16 protein-coding genes are annotated in these 21068 nt (G+C 52.1%); 5 read left to right on the top strand and 11 right to left on the bottom strand.

Annotated features, from left to right (window positions below):
- Positions 1 to 235 precede the first annotated feature (235 nt).
- The 8 genes from G006_RS0121240 to nikR all read right to left on the bottom strand — a co-directional run bounded on the left by G006_RS0121240 (position 236) and on the right by nikR (position 13878).
- Positions 236 to 2695 (bottom strand): TonB-dependent receptor, encoded by a 2460-nt coding sequence (locus G006_RS0121240; protein ID WP_160167692.1) that lies wholly within the window; start codon positions 2693 to 2695, stop codon positions 236 to 238.
- Between the two features lie 264 nt (positions 2696 to 2959).
- Positions 2960 to 6916: a cobaltochelatase subunit CobN gene (locus G006_RS0121235; RefSeq protein ID WP_026147209.1), complete on the bottom strand. Its 3957-nt coding sequence runs from the start codon at positions 6914 to 6916 to the stop codon at positions 2960 to 2962.
- The gene (locus G006_RS0121230; RefSeq protein WP_026147208.1) at positions 6903 to 7238 is read right to left on the bottom strand and encodes a DUF2149 domain-containing protein; all 336 of its coding nucleotides are present in this window, start codon (positions 7236 to 7238) and stop codon (positions 6903 to 6905) included. The genes G006_RS0121235 and G006_RS0121230 overlap by 14 nt, the downstream gene beginning before the upstream one ends.
- A complete protein-coding gene (locus G006_RS26180) occupies positions 7216 to 7824 on the bottom strand; it encodes a MotA/TolQ/ExbB proton channel family protein (RefSeq protein ID WP_200860482.1) in 609 nt (202 codons plus the stop codon). The genes G006_RS0121230 and G006_RS26180 overlap by 23 nt, the downstream gene beginning before the upstream one ends.
- Positions 7825 to 8037: 213 nt before the next feature.
- Positions 8038 to 9144, bottom strand: a complete 1107-nt coding sequence (locus tag G006_RS0121220; protein ID WP_020485231.1) for a HupE/UreJ family protein — start codon at positions 9142 to 9144, stop codon at positions 8038 to 8040.
- A 10-nt stretch (positions 9145 to 9154) separates the two neighbouring features.
- Positions 9155 to 11374 (bottom strand): TonB-dependent receptor, encoded by a 2220-nt coding sequence (locus G006_RS0121215; protein WP_020485230.1) that lies wholly within the window; start codon positions 11372 to 11374, stop codon positions 9155 to 9157.
- Positions 11375 to 11461: 87 nt separating this feature from the next.
- The gene (locus G006_RS27300) at positions 11462 to 12877 is read right to left on the bottom strand and encodes a HupE/UreJ family protein (protein WP_020485229.1); all 1416 of its coding nucleotides are present in this window, start codon (positions 12875 to 12877) and stop codon (positions 11462 to 11464) included.
- Positions 12878 to 13413: 536 nt separating this feature from the next.
- Complete coding sequence (gene nikR, locus G006_RS0121205; RefSeq protein ID WP_026147207.1) at positions 13414 to 13878, bottom strand: nickel-responsive transcriptional regulator NikR; 465 nt, start codon at positions 13876 to 13878, stop codon at positions 13414 to 13416.
- 141 nt (positions 13879 to 14019) lie between these two features.
- Between nikR and G006_RS0121200 the strand changes: the two genes are divergently transcribed.
- The 5 genes from G006_RS0121200 (at position 14020) to G006_RS0121180 (ending at position 16682) form a co-directional block, all read left to right on the top strand.
- A complete protein-coding gene (locus tag G006_RS0121200; RefSeq protein ID WP_020485227.1) occupies positions 14020 to 14598 on the top strand; it encodes a hypothetical protein in 579 nt (192 codons plus the stop codon).
- 11 nt (positions 14599 to 14609) lie between these two features.
- Positions 14610 to 15020, top strand: coding sequence for a hypothetical protein (locus tag G006_RS0121195; RefSeq protein WP_020485226.1), 411 nt, complete (start codon positions 14610 to 14612; stop codon positions 15018 to 15020).
- Positions 15021 to 15038: 18 nt separating this feature from the next.
- Positions 15039 to 15434: a copper resistance CopC family protein gene (locus tag G006_RS0121190; RefSeq protein ID WP_020485225.1), complete on the top strand. Its 396-nt coding sequence runs from the start codon at positions 15039 to 15041 to the stop codon at positions 15432 to 15434.
- A complete protein-coding gene (locus G006_RS0121185) occupies positions 15431 to 16054 on the top strand; it encodes a hypothetical protein (protein WP_020485224.1) in 624 nt (207 codons plus the stop codon). The genes G006_RS0121190 and G006_RS0121185 overlap by 4 nt, the downstream gene beginning before the upstream one ends.
- A gap of 133 nt (positions 16055 to 16187) precedes the next feature.
- Positions 16188 to 16682 carry a hypothetical protein gene (locus G006_RS0121180; protein WP_020485223.1) on the top strand — a complete coding sequence of 165 codons (495 nt, stop codon included), beginning with the start codon at positions 16188 to 16190 and terminating at the stop codon, positions 16680 to 16682.
- A 203-nt stretch (positions 16683 to 16885) separates the two neighbouring features.
- On the opposite strand, the gene G006_RS0121175 is transcribed toward G006_RS0121180, so the two are convergent.
- The 3 genes from G006_RS0121175 to G006_RS0121165 form a co-directional block, all read right to left on the bottom strand.
- Positions 16886 to 17254, bottom strand: a complete 369-nt coding sequence (locus G006_RS0121175; protein WP_020485222.1) for a hypothetical protein — start codon at positions 17252 to 17254, stop codon at positions 16886 to 16888.
- 162 nt (positions 17255 to 17416) lie between these two features.
- Entirely contained in the window at positions 17417 to 17974 is a 558-nt protein-coding gene (locus tag G006_RS26170) for a HupE/UreJ family protein (protein WP_020485221.1), read from the bottom strand.
- 671 nt (positions 17975 to 18645) lie between these two features.
- Positions 18646 to 20913 carry a TonB-dependent receptor family protein gene (locus tag G006_RS0121165; protein WP_020485219.1) on the bottom strand — a complete coding sequence of 756 codons (2268 nt, stop codon included), beginning with the start codon at positions 20911 to 20913 and terminating at the stop codon, positions 18646 to 18648.
- Between the last annotated feature and the right edge of the window lie 155 nt (positions 20914 to 21068).

The following is a 21068-nucleotide window of genomic DNA, read 5'->3' as shown; positions in this document are numbered from 1 at the left end:
AAATCCCCTTTATCGAGAATAATTCATCTATGAGTTGATTCTAGAGAGCAATGTTTAAGTCTTGATTAGGAAAAGATTAAGAACAGATGAAGACGGCAAAGCCAGCGCTTACATCGCCAATTTTTGTGAACTGTGCACGCTAAGCGAGCGCTATAACCTGCAAATAGCCATTACTCCGGATACTCGGTTTGGGAATATCCGGAGCTGGTTGCGGCGGGAACAACATTCACTCACATTAGAAGCTGTAAGACACTTCCCCATAAACCGTGCGGCCGGCTTGTTGGTAAAAAGAGGAATATTCCCGGTCCAATAGATTGTTTACCGAAAACGACAGATCGATATTTTTCGTCGCCTGATAGGCGATACGGGTATCGACCAGAAAATAAGGGTCATAACTGCCGGGAACGTTGGTCACCTGATCCAGGTTTTGGTCGTTCGTATATTGCTGGCTAACATAGCGTCCAATAATGCCACCGCTCCATTGCTCATATTTGACATCCAACCCGCCACTGAACATTGTCTCCGGCAATAACACCATCTGCTTGCCGACAGAAAGCGGATTCGCCTCGTTCTTGGTAATTATCGAGTCGTTTAAAGTATAGGTTCCCGTAAAGTGCAGCCAGTCCCAATACAATTTCTGCCTTAATTTGGCCTCCACGCCTTCAACCTCAGCTTCACCAGCATTTTGCCGTTCTTGGAGCCGATTGGTTGCGCTTAACGTCGTATCTTTACGGTAAATCAAATCAGAAATGTAGTGATGAAAATAGGTGGCGGCAATAGTTGTGCCCTCAATGGGGGTTGCCTCTCCGCCAACTTCCCATGAATACATGGTCTCTGGTTTTAAATCTGGCCCCGCTTGCGTCAAGGTAAAAACACTGCCGCTAGCCGTTTGCGATGTCGAATACAAATCCGAGTTGGTGGGTGGACGAAATGCCCAACCTGTTGAAGCAAACAGCTTGTAGCCATCTGCCGGCAACCAGGTCAAACTAAATTTGGGATTAAATTGCGACACTGAACGCTCGCTGTAACTTTGCGTCAGGTTAGTGGTAGTACCTGTCGAAGTGACCGTGGCCTTTTGTACGATGGAGCCTGATGTGGACCAGTCGTCATAACGCACACCCAGATGAGCAATTACGTTTTTACGCAGCCAAATTTCGTCCTGAATAAAGGCTGAGTAAATACTCGACTCGCCCTTACCATCGTAAACAGTATTCGTCACTGAGGACCAATCTTGCCAATTACTTAAGGCCAAACGTTTTTGACCTTCCAAATTGTTATGGTTTGCGCCAAAACCGACCGTGACAAAGTTACGTTGATCCCACAAAAACGGGAAGCGCAATGCCACGTTACCGTCGATCCGTTGGCTAGGCGTGACGGTTAATTGGCCTCTTCCACCGCTCAAGGTATCGTCGAACGCCGCGCTGTTTGGGCTGGGTGAATAAGTCTCGTGATCCATGTATTGAAAATCGACATTCAATTTCACGTCATGCCCAAAATCATGTTTCAGGTGAGCAAAATAACGACGAGTGTCTTCCACTGACGGCAGAAAATGCAAGAACTGCTGCTCATAGACAGAAAGGCGCTGGCCATTCAAATTCAAGTTATTGCTTTGCGCTAGGCCGGCCACACTGGCAACTGAAGTGACAGAGGGGTTTCCGGTAGCAATTGCTATTGGCGAGCCTCCGGCAGTGGTTAAATAGCTGTTAAATGTCCCTGCGCTTGTTTCGCTCCGACTCCAGCTCATTCCCCCATCAATCTCGGTGCGCTCAGTCAAATCGTAATAAAGATGTAAGGACGCGGTGTTCTGCTCCCAAGGGCGTTCCCCTTTATCACCGACGATATAGGTCGAACCGCCTTGGGTGGTTGTGGTCGGTATGGCGCCGAATACCGGTGTCGCGGCGTTTCTTAACGCGGTAGCCGTATTCGCTCTTACTACCGCATTCGGTATCGCTGTCGCCGATGGCGTAAAGCTAGCCGGCGAAGCCGTCACGTAATCCGACACCGCCCAGTTATCGCTATCCATGTGGTTGAAGGTCACGGAAATCCCCACGCCGTTTTCGAAACGATCCCGGTAACGGCCTTTAATGCCCCATTGGTCAACAGCTGCGCCACCGGCACCAAATGACAGACGTCCTTCGCGTTTAGTGGGTACTTTGGAGATCACATTGAGTACACCGCCCATCGCGCCACTACCATAAAGTGCTGAAAATGGCCCGGGTACATATTCCACTTGCTGAGCGTCATCCATATTTAGGATATTCCAGTCAACCAGCCCTGAATTGGCATTGTTTACCGGCAGCCCATCAACTAAAAATAAAGATCGATTCGTACCGCTGATGCCATGGAATGCAGACGAGCTAACACTGGAGCCCGGGAAACTGGTGCCATAAGCACTGCCACGTAAATACACCCCCGGCACATCCTTCAAGGCGTCACCGATACGTTGGGTCAGGCGGTTTTCGGTAGTTTCAGCAGTAATCACACTGACATTGGCCGGCGCCATCGCTGCACTGATTTCCGAGCGAGTAGCTGTAACCACCATCGTGCCCAGCGAGTCATTGTTGCTAGCCGGATTGTCGGTCTTAGCGGTTTCGGCTGGCCCCACGACACTTTGGTCGCTATCTTCTGCCAGGATTTGATTGCTGTAAGCCAAATTGGTCAAAGCCAACAGCGTTATTACGTGTAAACGAGACAAAGTCGATTCCTCCGGTAATGCACCTTTAAAAAAACGGCGCTTCATGGTCATGTTAGATTTATTTTTAATTCTTCTTACATCAAGAGCAGGCCACTTCTTGAGTTTCCCCTCCGATGCGCCACGCTATTATTCATATCGGGTCTAAGTGAGCCCCCTAAATTCCCTGCAGCCATCATCCCCGCGAAAGCGGGGATCCAGAATTCCGACTTTCCTGGGTTACCGCCTTGGCTGGAACGACAAAACCAAAGTTTTTCCAGTCGACCTCTATGTTTTTTGCTCGCGATGCTCCCAACTACCGCGCAGATAACCGGCAACAAATAACAGCAAGATCGCGAAACTCAACCACCAGCTTTGCGCCGAACTTAACGGTTGCTGTTGCTCGGCGCTGTCGCTGGCGGCTTTCTTCTCTTCCATCTCATAGCCTTCCAGAGGCTTGGCGGCGTCCGGTGCTGTTTGCGCTTGAGACTGCGCGGGTGGCTGTTGCGATTGCGGCTGACTCTGTATGGGCTGCGGCTGTGACTGAGCCGCTACGGATGCCGGTGGTTGGGCTTGCGCCCCCGGCGCCGCTGCTTTCGCAGCCTTGGCTGCATCCTGTTGTTCGGCTAGCTTGGTGATTTCCGGGCTGCTGCAAGTGTCCTTGTTGCAGGCCACGCCAGCTTTGGCAATGACTTCCTTGTTAACTTGTTCCAGCTTGGCTTTCACCGCCGGATCGGCTTTCCAGTAGCCTTTGTTGATAGCCACCAGCATCCGATCCACCATCGCTTGATAGGCCAGCAAATTGTCGGCTTGCTCGAACTTTTTCTGGATGTCCAACTGGTATTTGTCCTCGACGTAGGTTTCGTACATGGCTTGCCATTTTTCGGCGCCGACCGCTTCCGGCACCGTCACCTGCCAACCCCACAGATTTTCCGCGACCATGTTGATGAAACGCGCCCCGGCATAGCCTTCTTTCAACATCGACTCGATCCATTTCGGGTTCAGGTAGCGGCTCTGCATCTCCCGGCCCTGATAGCGCTCCAGGCTCATGGTCTTGGCAGCGGTCGGGTCGGCCAAATCGGCGACCAACACTTCCGGGATTTTGCCGTTGACCTGCCTTGCCGCCATCGCGGTGCCGCCCAGATATTGGAAGAAGTCGTCGCCGTCCAGGCTGGCGTAGACGTTACTAGAGCGGCTGTGGATCACCGCGTCGGTATCCTTTAACGACATTTTGAATAAGTCCACCGCCAGCGTCGCGTCCTTGCTGGCTGCTTCGCCCCAATGGCCGCGACCGTAAACGTGGTGCATGCGGTTGAAGAACACGTCGGCCAGTTGTTTTTCGTCGGTCCAGGTGTTGGACAGCGGAATCGCCCGATCCAGATTGGTACCGTACGCGCCGGACGGTACGCTGAACAAGCGCGCCGAGGCCATGTCCAACGCTTCCTCGGGCTTTAAACCGCGCTTCATCAATTCCGCTTGGGTTTCCTGGATATGCCGACGCAACGGATTATCCGGCTCGTCTTGTTCCTGAGCCTTGGTTTCGGCCTGATCCAGCAATTTGATGACTGAGGCGAACAAATCCCGATACAAACCGGACGGAATGATGGTGACATCGACACGCGGCCGACCCAATTGCTCGCGGGCAATCACATCAACGCCCTGGGTGCGGCCCCGCTCATCCCAATGCGGTTTGACGCCGAGCAGATGCATGATCTCGGCTTCCATCACGCCTTCGTGGCGCGAGCTTTCCACGCCCCACAAATTGAATACCAGCCGCTCCGGATAGTGGCCGTGCTGCTTTTTGAAATCGGCGACCACTTGCTCCGCCAGTCGTGCGCCTTCGTTATAAACCGACTCGCTGGGAATCCGCGACGGATCGAAACCGTACAAATCCTTGCCGGTCGGCAACGCGTCCGGGTTACGCAACGGGTCGCCGCCGCTGCCGGCTGCGATATAGCGGCCGGCCAGCGCATCCATCAGCGCGTCCATTTCGGCGTTGGCGCTGTCGGCTATGATGTTGGCCATGGCCTGGATTTTCTGCTTGCGGGCCTCACCTTTCAGCTTGGTGTCGCGCGACACGATGGCTTCGGCAAAACGCAAGCGGGTTGCTTCGTCCGGCGCCTTGCCAAAGGTATGCAAGCCCATCGGCACTTTTTTCTCGCGGATTTCCTTCAGATAGTGTTCCAGTTCTTCCAACTGGTCGCCGGTTTCTGCTCGCTCCATTTTCAGATCTTTTAAAAGCCCGGCCTTGCCGGCGATTTGATTGATTTCATCCAGCCTGATCTTGGCCAGTTGCTCGCTCTTTTGGGCGGCGACGTTGTAGTCGTCCATCAGCCCGGCCAATTTGGCTAGCTCCGGATTCAAGTCGGCCTTGTCCAGCGGCGGCGTCATATGCGAAATAATGGTCGCCATGGCCCGGCGCTTGGCCTGCAAGGCTTCGCCGACGTCGTCCATGATGTAAGGATAAATTTGCGGCACGTCGGCCATCAGAATCTCTCCGGGATCGGCAGCGGTGAAGCCGACTTCCTTGCCGGACAGCCATTCGTGGGTGGCGTGAGTGCCTAGGTGAATCATCGCGTTGGCGCCGAAGCCTTTTTGCAGCCATAAGTAGAACGCGACGTATTGGTGGTGTGGCGGCATGGTCACGTCGTGGTAGAGTTTCTTGATGTCCTGCTCCCAGCCGCGAGACGGTTGCGGTGCTAACAGCAAGTTGCCGTATTGCAGCGCCGGCAGCACCAAAAAGCGTTGGCCTTTGCTATCGGTCCAGGCGCCGATTTTGCTGTCTTCCGGTTTGCCCCAAGACTTGAGCATGGCGGCTTTAAAGGTTTCCGGCAAAGCGGTGAACCATTTTTGGTAATCTTCAATCGGCAACAACACCGCGCGCCCACTGGCGGCCGCTTCGGCTATCGCGCCGGGTTCCCAGTTACCCAGATTGATGCCGTGATTTTTGACAGCGGCTTTCAACGCTTCGCCATCTTGCGGCGCATTGCCCAATTGATACCCTTCCTTACGCAGTCTCTCCAAGATTTGCAGCAACGATTCCGGCAACACGTTCAAATAGGAGGCACCGATGTTCTCCTTGCCCGGCGGGTAGTTGTAGTACATCAAGGCGACTTTTTTGTCGGCGTTGCCGGTACTGCGCAATTTCACCCACTTGTCCAGGCGGTCGGCGTAGCGGGCGATGCGTTCCGGGATTGGGGTTTCGCGGACGAAATCCTGGCCGGTGATCTTGTCGTGTACGCTCTCCTTGCTGGCGACCACGGTCGGGGCGATTTCGCCGGCGAATTCCGGCAAGGCCACTTGCCAGGCCCGCTCCATGACGTCCAGACCAGTTGCGGACTCGGTCCATTGCGTCTGGCTTTGGCTATTCAAGGCAATGCCGTTTAACACCGGCACCCCCAAACGCGTCAGCGTCGGTACGGTTTTGTCCGGGCTGGCGCCGATCTTCAAGGCTAGCGCGGCGATGGCTTCGACCCGGGATTTGCCGTCGGCATTGATCAGCATTTTTTCCAGAGTTTTGTCGTACGGGTAGCCGAACACAGGCAGTACGTTGTAGCCTTTGGCCTCCAGATTTTCGGCCAAGGTTTTTACCGTATCGGTTTGCCCGGACAGCGCCGAGGAGCGATAGAACAAAATGGCTATCCACGGTTGGCCTGCTTTGAAACCCGCGTAAGCTTTTTGGTAGCTATCAAAATCCGCGAACAATTGCTTGCTGCGCACGTCGAAGGCGCCGATTTCCGGCTGAGCTTGCGGCGGCGCGATGTCGGCCTGGACGTTTTTGAATTTGGCCAAGGCCAGCCGGATCATGTTGGCGGCATTGTCGGCGCCGCCCGCCGACATATAGGCTTGCAAGGCTTTGTCCAGTTGCAGCCCGTAATCGGCGAAATCGGCGTCGTAACTCAAACCGACCGCATACAGCTTGCCACCGTTAGCGGCGATCTGTTTAAAGACGTCGCCGCCTTCGCGCAGAATGCCGCGGCCGGTGATTTGCGCCAACACTAAGTTAGATTTTTGCAATTCAGCGTTATCGGCTTGCGCGAGTTTAGAGCTGGAATAGACGCGGATCGACACGCCTTTTAACAGCGGATCGTTTTGCAGTTTGGCGGTCGCTTCGACGGCAGTTTGTGAATCCAAATCGCCGAGAATCAGGCTCAAATTCAGTGTCGCCGACTCGGCAAACACCGGCCCAGACAGCAGCATTAAGCCAAGCGCCAGCAGATAGGCCCACATTTTATTCCGGTACATAAACCACCTTACCGTCGTTCAAGCGATAGGCGGTACCCAAGCGTTCGCCGGAACCGCTGAGTTTGCGGTCGGTGACTTTGGATACTTTGATTTGCGAGCCTTTCTTGCTGACGATTTCCATGGTGCCATCGGCGTTTTCCTTGGTCATCGTTACGGTCGATTCCGGGTTCATCAAATCCAGCATGTTGTAGGCCATGAACAAGGCCACCATCATGCTGACGATGAATACCACGCTGGCATCGAACAGATTGGCGACGCCGGCAATCGGGTCTTCCAGCGGTTCGCTATTGCGATGCAAACTAGAGCGTCTCAGATAGCGCATGGCCGTCCTCCTCGATTGCCAAATCCTGCGCATCCAAAACCCGGCTGGCAGCCAGTTCGGCCTGATGGCGCATGGCGGCAAAATCGGCGCGCAGCCATTGTTCACGCACTAACGCAACCAGATAGGTAATCACGCCGCAGCCCAAACCGGTCACGGTGGCGGTAAACGCGGTGACCATGCTGCCGGCCATACTGGGAATATTGCCTTGTGCCAAGGCAGCCAGGGAAATACCCATCGGAATCAAAGTGCCCATCAAGCCCAGCGCCGGCCCCAATTTAATGACAAAGCGAACTTGGTCCAACTTGATCAATTGCCGATGTTCGTGGGTTTGCAGCAGCAACTCCAATTCCACGTCCAGCGGCGCGGCATTGGCGCGTTGCTGGCGCCCCAGCGCGACGGCCAGATCGAGATTGAATAGGCGCACGGTACGCGAGCCGGCTTTGCGTCGTTCCAGCCATTCCTGCGCCAAACGACCGCAGACATAGACCGAATAAGCGGCCAGCAAAGTGACGATCAGCAATACCGGCAGGTAGAGCGACGACGAGATCATGTACAGAATTTGTTCTAGTGTATGGGTGAGTTCCACGGCCTTCCTCCTCTATAAAATTGTTGTTGTTTTATTAAAAAATCTTTTTTACTCAGACGCTTACCTGAAAACCCATCACCGCTTTACCCAAACGACAGGCAATAGCAATCCGTGGCTCGGATGAACCATTTTTTTGGATCAGGATTGAATCAGGCCAGTTTAGGTGGCCTTGAGGCAGCAACGGCGGGCTTGGATCCCGCCATTCGGTTGTATTTACAGCATGGTTCGCTCCACCAACCAGAATGCGCCCATCAAGCTGACAGCAATGGAGCCGGCTTTTAGAAACTTGTCGGCAGTCTCGACTTTATTATTCAGCCACCAGATCATCGGCAACACGATAGCGGCGACGGCGATTTGCCCCGTTTCTATGCCTAAGTTGAACGACAGCAAAGGCATTAAGATGCCGGTGTCGCCGGAGCTAATATCCATTTCCTGCAACACGCCGGCAAAACCAAAGCCGTGGATCAAACCAAAGCCAAAGGTCAGCCAGTGCCGGCCCTTGGGGTGGTCGCCGCGGATGATGTTCTCCACGCCCACATAGATAATCGTCGCGGCAATGAACGGCTCGACGAAACTGCTGGGCAGCTCGATCAAGTTAAGTCCGGCGCAGGCCAGGGTGATGGAATGGGCTATCGTGAAAAACGTGATGATCTTTAGCGCCGGCCAGAAACTATGCGTCACCGCCAGCAACGCGAACAAAAACAACAGGTGGTCGTAACCGGTGACGATGTGTTCCATGCCCAGCTTAAAAAAATCGCCAAACGCCGCGAACGGAGCTTGGGGGGACTCCGCTGCCGCGGCGCTGGCGATTGGTAAACTGATTTGATCGTCGTGTTTGCCCAGCATTTTCTCGGTAAGCGCTTTGCCGTTGGCGTCCCTGAGCGTCAAATACTGCTGATGACCATCGGGCAGCAAAGCCAAAAACTTCGACTGTAGCAACAAAGCCGTTTGCGCCACGGCCGTATAGTGCAGTTCGACACGCGCATTATTTTGATCGTCGAAGCTAACCTGCCCAGGTTCGCTGGGCAGAACATCCCGGCTATCGACACTGACGCGCAGTTGCGCGGCTAGCAGTTTGGCAATATTGGGCTTGGCCGCTTCACGCTCGGCATCGGTCACTTCCGCGTCCAAATCGCCATCCATCGGCGCGAAGGCTTCGATGTCTTGCAACGCAAAAGTCACCTTGGCGTCGATTTGTGCGGGTTTAATCGTCACATCCAGCGAGCTCAGGCCCGGCGGATGCGCGCAAACCCAGGCCGATTGGCACATCAACAATGCCGCCATCAGCCATCGTCCATCTTTAAAGGTGCGAAATATCATCACGCTATCCTTAAAAATTGACCGTGATGGTGCCGCGTACCATGCGCGGTTCTACCGGATGTTTCATCAAGCCAGCCCCGGCGACGCCGTTCGGATAGTTGTATTCGTAGTTGTAGGCAATATCGTTGCTTTGCGAACCCAGGATGTTGAAGATATCGATCTCGAACTTGTATTGCTTTTGCTTATAGCCCGCACCCAGGTTAACGATATTGGTATCGCCGGCCCAGACTGCACCTGATTCATCCAACGGCACGCTGCCGAAGTGTCGAAACCGCAAGGTACCGAACAGGCCGTTGGGCGCTTCGATCAGAGCACCGGCACTGATCACCCGGCCCACCGAATTAGGGATGAATTTATTGGTGGCACCGTCCGGGGCTTTATTGAATTGCGCGGTGGTCAGCGCATAATCGGCGTCCAGCGTCAGCCATTCGGTGGGTTTGTAGTAGTTGGTAAACTCGATACCGTAACGTTGCGATTTACCATTGACTTCGGTAGTACCGGCATCGCCGACGAACACCAACTCTTCGCTGGATTGCAGCCACCACAAGGCAACGGTACTGTTCAAACCGGGAATGAAATTAGTGCGTGCACCAACTTCACCACCGCGCGACCACGCCGCCGGGCGAATCCGCGGGCTAACCATATTGCCGTCCGGGTCCAAATCGGTGCCGGTCACTGGATGTACTTGCAGCGTGGTGCCGCGCGCATCGTTGGAGTGATAGCCGTAACCGATATTCGCGAAGTATTCGGTGTTGTACCAAGGACCGACCACCAGACTCAGCTTCGGACTGATCATGGCTTTGCCGCGGCTGCCGGAGTTGGCGGCGTTAGTCTCGGCTGTGCCGCTGCCGCTGGCCAAAACCTCAACCTCATTATTGATGAAATCGCCGCGCAAACCGGCAATGGTGCGAACTTTATCGTGCCAGTGCGTGGTGTTTTTGAAATAGGTGCCCACGGTGGTCACCCCGACATTGCTCTTGCTGACGGTATTGACGATCTGCCGAGCTGTGGTTTCGTATAGACCTAAGTCCATGATCTGGTCGTTACGAAATTGCACGCCAATGCTGTTGTCCATTTCAAACCCGAACAGCTTGTTATAGCGGGTGTGTTCGAAATGCCCCCCGGTTTGCACGCGCCGCTCGGACTGCAAAATCTGGTCGCCGCCGTCGCCGCGGGTAAAACCGCTGAAGTTGGAAAACAAATTCAAGTCGGTATAGACCGCATAAATATTGGCATCGTTTTTCCAGTTATCGCCTTGGTTCCAGAAGCTGCCGGACACGCTGTAACGGTTGGTCTCGCCGCCATCGGTGGGGTCCATGCTGCCATACAAACCAATCTCGCGATTATCGATGGAAGCCTGCGGTATCTGATTGGTGGCTGTCCAGCTGTTGGTATAGGCCTTACCGTTGATTGCCATACCCCAATCGCCGCGATCCAGCGTGTAGCGCAGCTGGCCGTTGAATTTTTTCGAATCTTCCGGCACTTCCCAGACGCCGTCGTACAGATTGAATTCGCCGGCATACAGCAAATCGCCGTCGCCGAGTTTATGGGAGTTGGCCACCAGCGTTCGGTAGTAATCAAACGAACCGGCGGTAAATTTGGCGATGCCTTTATCCAGCCTGTCCATACTGAACATTTTGGCGTAACCGGCCGCCGAGAAGTCCCCCACTTCCGCGTAATACGGACCCTTACCGTATTCGACTTTTTTCACCAGCTCCGGAATGATGCTGTTGATGTCCATATAACCTTGGCCGTGGGCGTGGGTAGTCATGTTCATCGGAATACCGTCGACGTAGGTCGTAAAATCGGTACCGTGGTCCAGGTTAAAGCCGCGCAGGAAGTATTGGTTGGCCTTGCCGGAGCCGCTGTGCTGGGTGGCGACGGCACCGGGTACTACTTCGACCAATTCGCCGTTACGCGAGAACGGCCGGTATTCGAATTGCTTCTGGCTGACTTCGCCTTGCGAAGCCGACGGTGCAATACCGATCAAATTCTTGCCGCGGCCGTCTTCTTCCACTTCCACCGCGCCTAGCTCTTCCGTGTTATCGGCTTTGGCCTTCACCTTGGCTTTAGCCGGTTTGTCGGCAGTATCGGTAGCTTCGGACTGCGCCTGTTGTTCCGGCTGCTCTGTGCCGGGTGCAGCCTGGAGCGTCGCGCAGCTTAGGCCCAAAATGATTTCCAGGGCGACAATCAAAGGTTTCTTTTTCATCATTGCGATATACGGATTCATTTCAGCTCCTTTACTGACCGTTAACAGGTGTTAGCGCATAAAAGACATGGGCACAGCGGACGTGGGTTAGGGTGTGCATTGCTTTCCTCATAAGTTGAATACTTCGTTGATTTTTATTGTTATGTTTGGAACGGGAAACACTCGGTCGAGCGGTTTTACTGACATTGCAAACGGCAAGCTAATTCGGCTTGCTGGAAGCACATGAACTCTAAAAATGCCGCCTGGAGACCTGGCATCGGCGGTTAAGTACGATAGAAATTTAGTGGGGCAGAAAAAGCTGCCATGAGCGGATTGCCGGGTAAGATCTTGATTACGAACGGCGCAATCAGGCCTGGAGTATTCGAGGGTTTGGGTATGGAGATTGCCGCTATGAGGTTGGGCAAATTTCGATTGAAGATCAGACTCTTCAATGAATGAATTCGGGGTGGTGCAGGAATTTTGGAACGCTTGCGGAGCTAAAACACTTGATACGGGCGGCGAAGTGAGGCCGACGCCGTTGCTGAGCAGATGTTTTCCGGGGGTGTGATTGACATCCCGATAGTAGTGCTTGAAATCCAATCCGGCATTGACCAGATGATCGCCATCGAATATGGCCCTATCCCGGCAAATAGCCAGACCCTGAGCAGGCTCGGTTTTGGCCAACAACTGATGACTGTGCGAATGCTCGGCGCTAACCAATAACTTTGAGCCACTGGAACCGCTGTGTGATCCGACACTGCCTAGCTGGTCTCGACAACATGTCGATTCGGCAACGAGTATTCGCTGCCGGGAGAGCGCGTTATCATCCCCAGCCCCTCCTGCTATCTGCTTCGTCAGCCAGAACAGCGCGGGTTGCTGCAATCCGGAATCTTGGACCAATTTGGCAGACGCATTCAATTGACCTTCCTCGACGGAATCGGCAGATTTAGCCAGCGCCGCATTGGCAAACATGGCGGTCAACAGGCAAGTGGCACAGAACACCACCAATTTGGCTACCAAGATGCCGGCGCCATGCAGCAGCAAAGTCGCCAGCATGAATCCCAGAGTGTATGAAATCAGACTGGCCGAGGTGGATATTTCCTGACCGTGCGCATATCCGTGGAAAAACGCAAAAAACGCCACGATCAACACGTTAACTTTGGCGCTGAAACGCACCTTGCGGGTAATCAAGACGCTGAATACCGCGCACGATAACAGGATGATGCCTTCGACGCTGGGCAGCGCGATACCTGCAGCGCCGGCCAAACCGCCAAGACTCATCACCCCAACGAAGGCCAGCGGCAACATCCAAATAGCCTGTCCGCGCAATTGCGCAGCCCAGATGCCCACGGCCAACATCGTCACCAAGTGGTCCAGACCGATTAGCGGGTGATTAAAACCGTTATGCCAACCTATGCTGTCAAAACCGATAAATTGTTTGCCCAGGAAGGCCAGTAAGAGAAACAGCGGCAATCCAAACGATAGCAATAGCTTGCCCGGACTGCGTCCGGTATCGGCGAATTTGCTTGTGGGATTGGATTTCATGACGATTATGGGAAAATTAGAAAAGCTAGTTTAAATATCGATTCAATTAAAAACACAAACTTCAAAAACCTCTACTGCTCTCCTTGAAATAGAAAGCATCCTTCTCCGGCTAGGCCACCCCATTTCGGCGAGATGTCACCTTCTTCTATTCAGCCCCAGTAACATCAGCCCAAGTCACAGTGCAAGGTGAAGAGGGGTGCGATGATACCGCAAAAATATGAAATTAAAAATTTCGAGCTTAATTTAGTTACTCGCCGCGGCTTGAAAATTGTCCATGAAGCGTTTATCCAGCCAGAACGTCGGCTTAACGCAAGCTTTACCGGGGCTTGCTCCCACACGCTTTTGCCGTCAACAACCCCATCGAATTGTCCACGGCTTTAATAGAAACACTTATGAAATCCCCCTTGAATCGAGTCGACCAGAAAACGGAACTAGACATTGAGGCTGATTTTGTATGAAAATAAAAAAAACATTCTTAATACTAGGTTCTGCGACGTCTTGCTTAGTTGAAAGAATGTCCGTGGGCTAGTCGATTTTTAACTGTGCGTATGAAAGTGCGCGTGAGAAGAGTGACCGTGATGGGAATGTTGCAGGGCGGCAATTTTGACCGGAATTAGATTCAGCGAGCTGTGCCGCACGCCGGTTTCGGCAGACATTTTATCGGCGAGGGACCGAATTTGCGCAGTCAAGCCGCGTAGGAACAAAGTTTCCAGGCAGTCATCGTGATCCAGATGCACATGCATAGATGAAACTACCAGATCATGGGCTTCGTGCTGATGATTAGTCAAACGTTCCGCCAGATTGCGCTCGTGATGATTGTAGACATAAGACAAGGTGGCAATACTGTAGATGGCTTGATCCTGAACCAGACGCTTGGTTTCGATTTCCTTGCGCAACAAATCGCGCACAGCCTCGGAACGGTTCGAATAACCGCGCGCGGCTATCCATTGGTCGAATTGCGCGGCAAGTTCGTCGCTGAGTGAGATGGTGAAGCGTTCCACAGTATGCTCCTCGTTATTGTTATTAAAAAATGCCGGATTATAGCGCAACGCCTGTCTCGACAGCCTCCGCCAGCGCGAATCGGTTCCAGCAACAAGTAACATTCCGCCGGTTTTCCGGCACACTTTTGACAGAGGCATTTCATGTCCGCCGGGCAGTATACGCACGATAACTTCAGCAAGATTCTGATACGCAGCCAGGTTTTGATTGCACTTTTGCTGCTGCTCGCGCTTGTGGCGGCGGATTTCTGGTTTCCGTCCGCCTACAGTCTGAAAGCCGGCATTCACGGCGTAAGCGCCATTTTGGCTGTATTGGTAGGCACCTTTTTGACCCACAAAGCTTTCCCGTTAATTAAAGGCATGAAAGTCAATTTGGAGTCGTTACGCCGCTGGTTGCTGGCCGCCACTCTGCTGAATCTGGCCGGCGCGATCAGCGGCAATTGGATCTACATGCGCTACCGGGGCCAAGATGGGCCGCGCGACTGGATCTTGGCGCATAGACCGCTGTTTCATAACGTGTTGATGGAATTCAAGGAATTCATCTCGCTATTTCCGTTTCCGTTAATGCTATCCGCCACCGTATTACTCTATTACTACGGCCTGCCGATACAAATCCGCCGGGATTTATGTAAATTTGTCGGCATTACCATCCTGGTGTCCTGGAGTTTTTTGATGCTCGGATTCGTGGTCGGTCTGATCCTGGCCAAATTGCGTTTCGTTTAGGGGAGCTTACGATGGAAATTGATCAACACGACCAGCCAACCTCGGAACAACCACCCTATACAGGTCCTGCCGTGGCAGCCAGCTTATCTGTGTTGCTGGCCTTTTTCACGCTGATGGTTAGCCACCATATTTCCCGGTTATCCCCCGGACTGGACAAAATGGTACACAGCTTCGGCTACTGGATACCTGGCTCGCAGGGCAGCGGTCCGGACGGGAGTATCGGTTCCTACACCGGCAAAGAAACCTTGGCCTTAACTGTCTGGTTTGGCAGCTGGCTGCTGTTCCATTTGCTTTGGCGAAAACAAAATTTATCGCTAAATACTTGGACTAAGGTTTTTATCGTCGCACTAGGCTTGATCACGCTGGGTTTCTTCCATCCGCTATCTGATCCCATCGTGCTATTTATTTCGGATTTATTCTGAAAAGTCCTACTGGAATTTATGAACAACAAGACAACGAATACCCTGGTCGCCGCACTGGCGTTAATTGGCTTCAGTCTGGCATGCCATGCGGAAGGCGTATTGCTCAAATCCGAGCCCAAAGACAATACCGAGGTAGCGAACTTCGATGGCAATATCAAACTCTGGTTTAGCGGCAATGTCAGCGAACGCTCGCCATCCGTGGTGGTAGTCGATGGTCAAGGTAAACGCGTCGACAATGCCGATACCCGATTGGTATTGGGCGAACGCCATCGCTTAACGGCCAGCACCCAAGCCTTACAGCCCGGCCCGCATGCGATTCGTTACCGGGTCGTCACCGAGGATGGGCTAATCGTCAGCGGTGTACTGAAATTTACCGTCACAGACAACACCGCAAGCACTGAGGCAAAACCATGACTACTTTGAAAATCTGTCTAGTGGCGCTATTGATGTTGGGTTTTACCTGGCAAGCCGGCGCTTCGGTGCCGCTGGGCGGAAATCGAAAAGGCGTGGGCGGCGCCTTTGATATGTACGGTTGTATGCAAAGCAACGAATATTACGTCGTCAACTTCGCGGCCTATCAATCCGATCTCAGCCAATCCAAGGATATGAAAACTCTGCCGACCGCGGAATGTATCGACATCCCGTTGGTGGGTAAAACCCAGATAACCCTGGACTTGCTGGATAGAGATGTACGCAAAAAACAGGTGGCGCTGAAAATCCTCCGCGAAGACGGCCAAACGCTTGCCGAACTGCCGATGGCGGTCGCCAAGCAAGGGGTGGTTTCGGTCAGCGTGGATTTCAAATCTGCCGGCAAATATCAGGCGGTATTGCAGGTCAAAGACACCGATTTGAATATCGATCCGGAAATCAGCGCCTTGCATATCCCGCTGACGGTCGCTTTGGCTGTCGAACAACCTGCCAGCGAGAAGCCTCTGTGGATATTTTTTATCGTTATCGGCTTATTGGTAGCAGGTTTGGCGTACTTCCTGCCACGCCTGCTGAACTCAAAACCAACCGCTACAACGCCTGAGTAAATCCAAGAAAGCCCGACAGAGCGAGTCCAACTAATAGAGGTTTTATTCCACTCCGGCGCGCTCTCGCACCGCATGCCCACTCGGCCAAAACTTACCCAAATTCAACCCAAGACCATCGATTGAGGATTCCATCATGAACTTATCACGCTTGGCCACCACCATGCTCATTGGCTCAACGAGTTTATTATTTGCCTGCGCCGATCTACATCATCATGAACACGAGCATCAACAAAGTGCATATTTTACGCCCGGACTCGGTGAAATCATGGCGCAAACTGCGGTTCGTCACAGCAAACTTTGGTTTGCCGGGCAGGCGCGAAACTGGGACCTTGCAGCATATGAAGTCGATGAGTTACGCGAGGGCTTTACAGATGCCGGCAAGTATCATCCTACCCACAAGCAGATTAAACAGCCGATCCCGGAATTGATTGCTCAGCATATAGATAGGCCACTAGCGGGACTTGAACAAGCTATCAAGGACAAAAACTTGCAGATGTTTATCGAAAATTACAACTCACTCACTGCGGCCTGCAATGCTTGCCATCAGGGCACCGAGTTTGGTTTTAATGTGGTGACGCAACCCGGCTTTAATCCATTCGCGAATCAGGCGTTTGGCAGCGGCAATTAGCTGTAAACTGCTTAATTATTCGTGCCTTGTGGCATAACTAGACGGGAATAGAGAGAATATATACTTTCCTACTTCAAGTTTCGGCACATCCGCACTCTCGGATAGAGGGTTGGGGAGAGGAAATCAAAAAACCGAAATTTGAAGTGCGATGACCATACAACCAGGGAACAAGCCCATGGTTGTATGCTTGTCCTTATTTTCCGTTACAGGTAATTTGTCAATTTGGCAAATGCTTCGCGGACTTCTTTGAGCTCTTGTTCTGTGCCTGCAAAATCAGACTTTTTTGCTAAGTCTCTCGCTTTTTTCAACCTCAGCACCACCTTGTCACGCTCAAATTCAAATTTGTAGTTGGCGCTAAGCTCGCTGGCATTTTCGGAAATATCCTTAATCAGTGTGGCAATTTCTTGCGAATTGCCGGAAGGAATAGCATTCAAGGCTAGTTGAACTTTGGCATCCACTTCTTTCAATATCTCAGGCACATCTTTCTTGGCTTCCTTTGCAAAGGATGAACCGGATAAACCCAGCATTGCAAAAATCATGATAAATGCAATAAATATTTTTTTTAATGTCATATCTAAATCTCTTCGATGAATAATTTTTTTGTAGGTAAACAACGGATGTATTTAATGTAGCGTTTTATTTCAGGATATTTTGTACTCCTTTTAACGTGAATTATTTAATTGGGACCTCCCCTATAAACCACAATTTGAGAATGTCGCCGCATTAAAACGGCGTTAGATAGTCCGCCCTGCGAGCGAATATTTGTCTTCGAGCCGATTGAACAGCTGGTTTGCGGCAATTCCGGTCGCCATCAGCATCGCAGTCGCCACGGAGAAACCAACGGTATAAGCGAAGGCATCCACATCCAACCATATGTCATAGGCGTGCACATAACCATGAAACACCATGACATTACCGACGATAAGCGCTTCTATAAGCAATGAAGCCTTAAATCTAAACGCCAGCATCAAACCCAACAGCAATACCGATAAATTCATAATGTTCTCGGCATGAACGATTTCAACAGGCATGAAAATCAGGCTGCTACCGATTAGCATCAAAGCCACAAAAACCCAAGGCATGAAATAAATGGTTTGTTTAGCGGATCGGGACAACCATAACCCCATCGCCAGCATCGTTAAAACATGATCGAAACTTTCTAGCGGATGGATTATGCCGCTCAGAAAACCGACGTCGCCGGTCGCCCCGTGTAAAGGGTGAGCGTTGACATAGAGCGGCAGCAAGAATGCCGCCAAACCGAGTATTTGAAAATATCTTGCCTTGCTATTCATGGCTATCCTCTAAGCTAAGTCATAAAATGTGACTGGAATTTGGTATGTATTCAAAAAATCTTGACGTATCTGCCAGCGTAAAAACACAAAAGCGCCAAGCCACTTCCAAGTTTGCCGAAGCAATAGAAACTCAAGCGGTGGGGGCCTGACGGACTTTCTCACCCAATTAGCCGGCTAAATTCCTAAGTCCTTTATATCTATTTTGCATTTCCACTATGCCTTGTTGGGCAACGGCATTCTCTATACTTGGGTTTGGCAGTAGCTAATCTGCCTTGTTTATCCGCGAACTTCGTTTTAAAAAATGTCGAAGTTATTCAAAAAATAAACGGTAAGGTCTAAATCTTCATCGAAAAAAAAGCCGCTAAATACTCGATAAAACTCTCAAAAACTTGATTTTCAATTTGGTTTGGCAATTCCCAAAAAAGGCGCAATAAGTTTTAGAAACGCACTTTGTTTAAAAGAGATTCACAGCGCTTCCTCCTGGGGCACCTATTGCGCCATTAAGCTTCATACACGAAAAAAGCCTTCATAGAATCCGGTCGCAAAAACATATTCAGAATTTATCAAACCCTACTTTTATTGCTTGGAAGGCAAAGCAATTTTAGCACTATTATGAAATTAAAATAAAATTTCTTACAATTTTTCTACCGCATGCCCCGTTAATAATTCTCTCAAAATTCATATTTAATACCGGCCTGCATCAGCCTTGGCGAGCCCGGCAACATACCGCGCACCCGGTCTACCAGATAATCGTTATCCAACATGTTTTTCAGCGAGACGTGCAAAGTCAGGTTTTTTTGCACTTTGTAAGAGGTCGCGAAATTGACCACAATGTATTCGTTAACTTTACCGTATTGGCCTGACAGGGCTTCCACGCTGCTGGCACCGTTGGGGTGTTGGGCACCGCTTTGCAGATTCATGAAATCGCCGAATTGTTGATCGACGAACACCGTTTCGAAATGCGCATCGAAGCCGCTGGGATGCGCATAGCCGACGGTAGCGGTCAGCAGGTTTTCCGGCGCATACGGCAGACGCTTGCCAGTTGCAGAACCGTAGACGTTACCGCTTGGGCAACTGCTTTCCGGCTGCGGCGTACCGTTGGAGCGCAACATGCAACGGAACGCCGATGTCGATTCAGCGGTCGGCAGCCAGGTATAAGCAATCTGCAAATAGGGATTGTGGTTCCAGCCAAACACATCGCCCAGATCGACACGATTGAAAAACTCCACACCTTCGAACAAGGCCGAACCCTGGGCAACCGGAGAATCGTTGCCGCCTACCGTACCCAGCGCGGTGAGCACCTGAAAATCGTGATGGAACAAGGCCAACTCGCTTTTGACGCCGAGCAGCGGACGACCGCGGACGCCAAACTCGAAATTCCAGCTTTTCTCGGCGTCGATTTCCACGCTGTTGCCGTCGGCACCGATAGTATCCTCGACCCGTTGCGGCGCAAATCCTCTGTGTACGCCGAAAAACAGCGTCGCTTCGTCAATGGGCGAATAGGTCATCGCAAACGACGGCAATGGCTCGGTCACCGACGAACCGCCTCGGGCGCCATTCAACTTGTTCAAGCGCTCGTAACCGACCGACTCGACCCGCACGCCGGGCGTCGCGGTCCAGTTGCGCCAGATGAATTTGTTCTGCACGAAACCGGAATAGGCCTCGGCGAAGCGCTCCTGAAATTCGCTGCGCGTGCCGCTACGGGCAGTACCCGAAGTGCCTTCCTCGGTGCGCCGGTATTGAGTCTCCATATGGGCGCGAAACCCGGCGTCCAGCTGACTCTCTACGCCGAATAAGTCATGTTTGGCGTGAAGAGTCGGGGCGACGCCCCAGGTTTCGTAATCGCGCAAGCGACCCCGCACCCACGGGCAATCGGTATCGACATTAACGGCCTCGCCGTTCATCCGCGCACTACGAAACGCCGTGCCGCAGCCCACGACGTCAGTCGGCTGCTGATTTTCCTGCCGCCACCAATCGCGGTGAAATCCGGACCAATAAAAACTGGTTTCCAGCGTTGCATCGGTATTGAAACTGTATTCGTGCGTCGCCGACGCCGCCCAGCGGTTAGTAGTAAAACGGTCGTTTTTGAACGGGTTGTAGCGCGAGCCGAAGCTACGGTACTCCGCCTCGGTCAAACCGAAGGTGGATTGCGAATCTTCCTGATAAAAGTCGCCGCGCAAGGTCAAGCGGTGCTTGGCGTTTATATCGACGATGCTTTTTAAATTAACATCATCGAGTTTGGCGAAAGTGTTGTCGCGGGCGCCGTCGCCTTCCTTGTGGATGTAGTCGATGGTGCCACCGGTGCTGTCGACGCCGGGAATGTCATTGAACATGCCGCCATAGCGAACGTGACCGTTCAAATAGTCGCGATTGCCGCCGGTAAAACTGGCAAAACCTCCAGGTTTGGTCGGCACTTTCGGTGTCAGGTAATTCACCGCACCACTTAGAGTTTGAGGGCCGAACTGGGTCAGATCCGCACCTTTATAAATTTCAATACCGTCGTAGCGCTCGATCGGCGGATGATAGTAAATGTCGTTGTCACCATAAGGCGCGAAGTTGAACGGCAGGCCGTCTTCCAGAAACAACACCTTGGTGGAGCGGAACGGATTCTGGCCGCGTATGCCGATATTGGGACGAATGCCGAAACCTTCTTCGTCGCGGACAAACACGCCGGGCGCCTTGCGCAAGGCTTCGTTGACGGTAAACACTTGGTCGCGCTCCAGGGTTTGCTTATCGATTACGGCCGTCGAGCCGGAAAAGGTCGCGGCTTTCTCAACGCTTTCAGCCACCTCGATATCAGGAAGTTTCTCAATATTTTGCCCGCCCGTTTTTAGTGATTCCGTTCCGACAGCTGGCGAATGAACTGATGATTCGGCAAAAACCAAACTCACGTCACCAACCACTAACAATCCTGTTAATAATTGCAAGGCATTCTTCATATAAATCCTCTGATCTTTTTCTGTCCAGCCTGATCGGCATAAGCTCCAGGCTTAACTACAACCTGATTCTTTGCGAGGATAACAAAACGCTACAAACGTGTGAATTATTTTTTATTTTTCATACCAACAATCCCGGCTTATCCATTCGTTAATAA

The organism is Methylomonas sp. MK1, from assembly GCF_000365425.1.
Classification (GTDB): Bacteria; Pseudomonadota; Gammaproteobacteria; order Methylococcales; family Methylomonadaceae; genus Methylomonas.
Note: the sequence above shows the minus strand (reverse complement) of the source record. Positions and strands in the feature narration are given on the sequence as shown.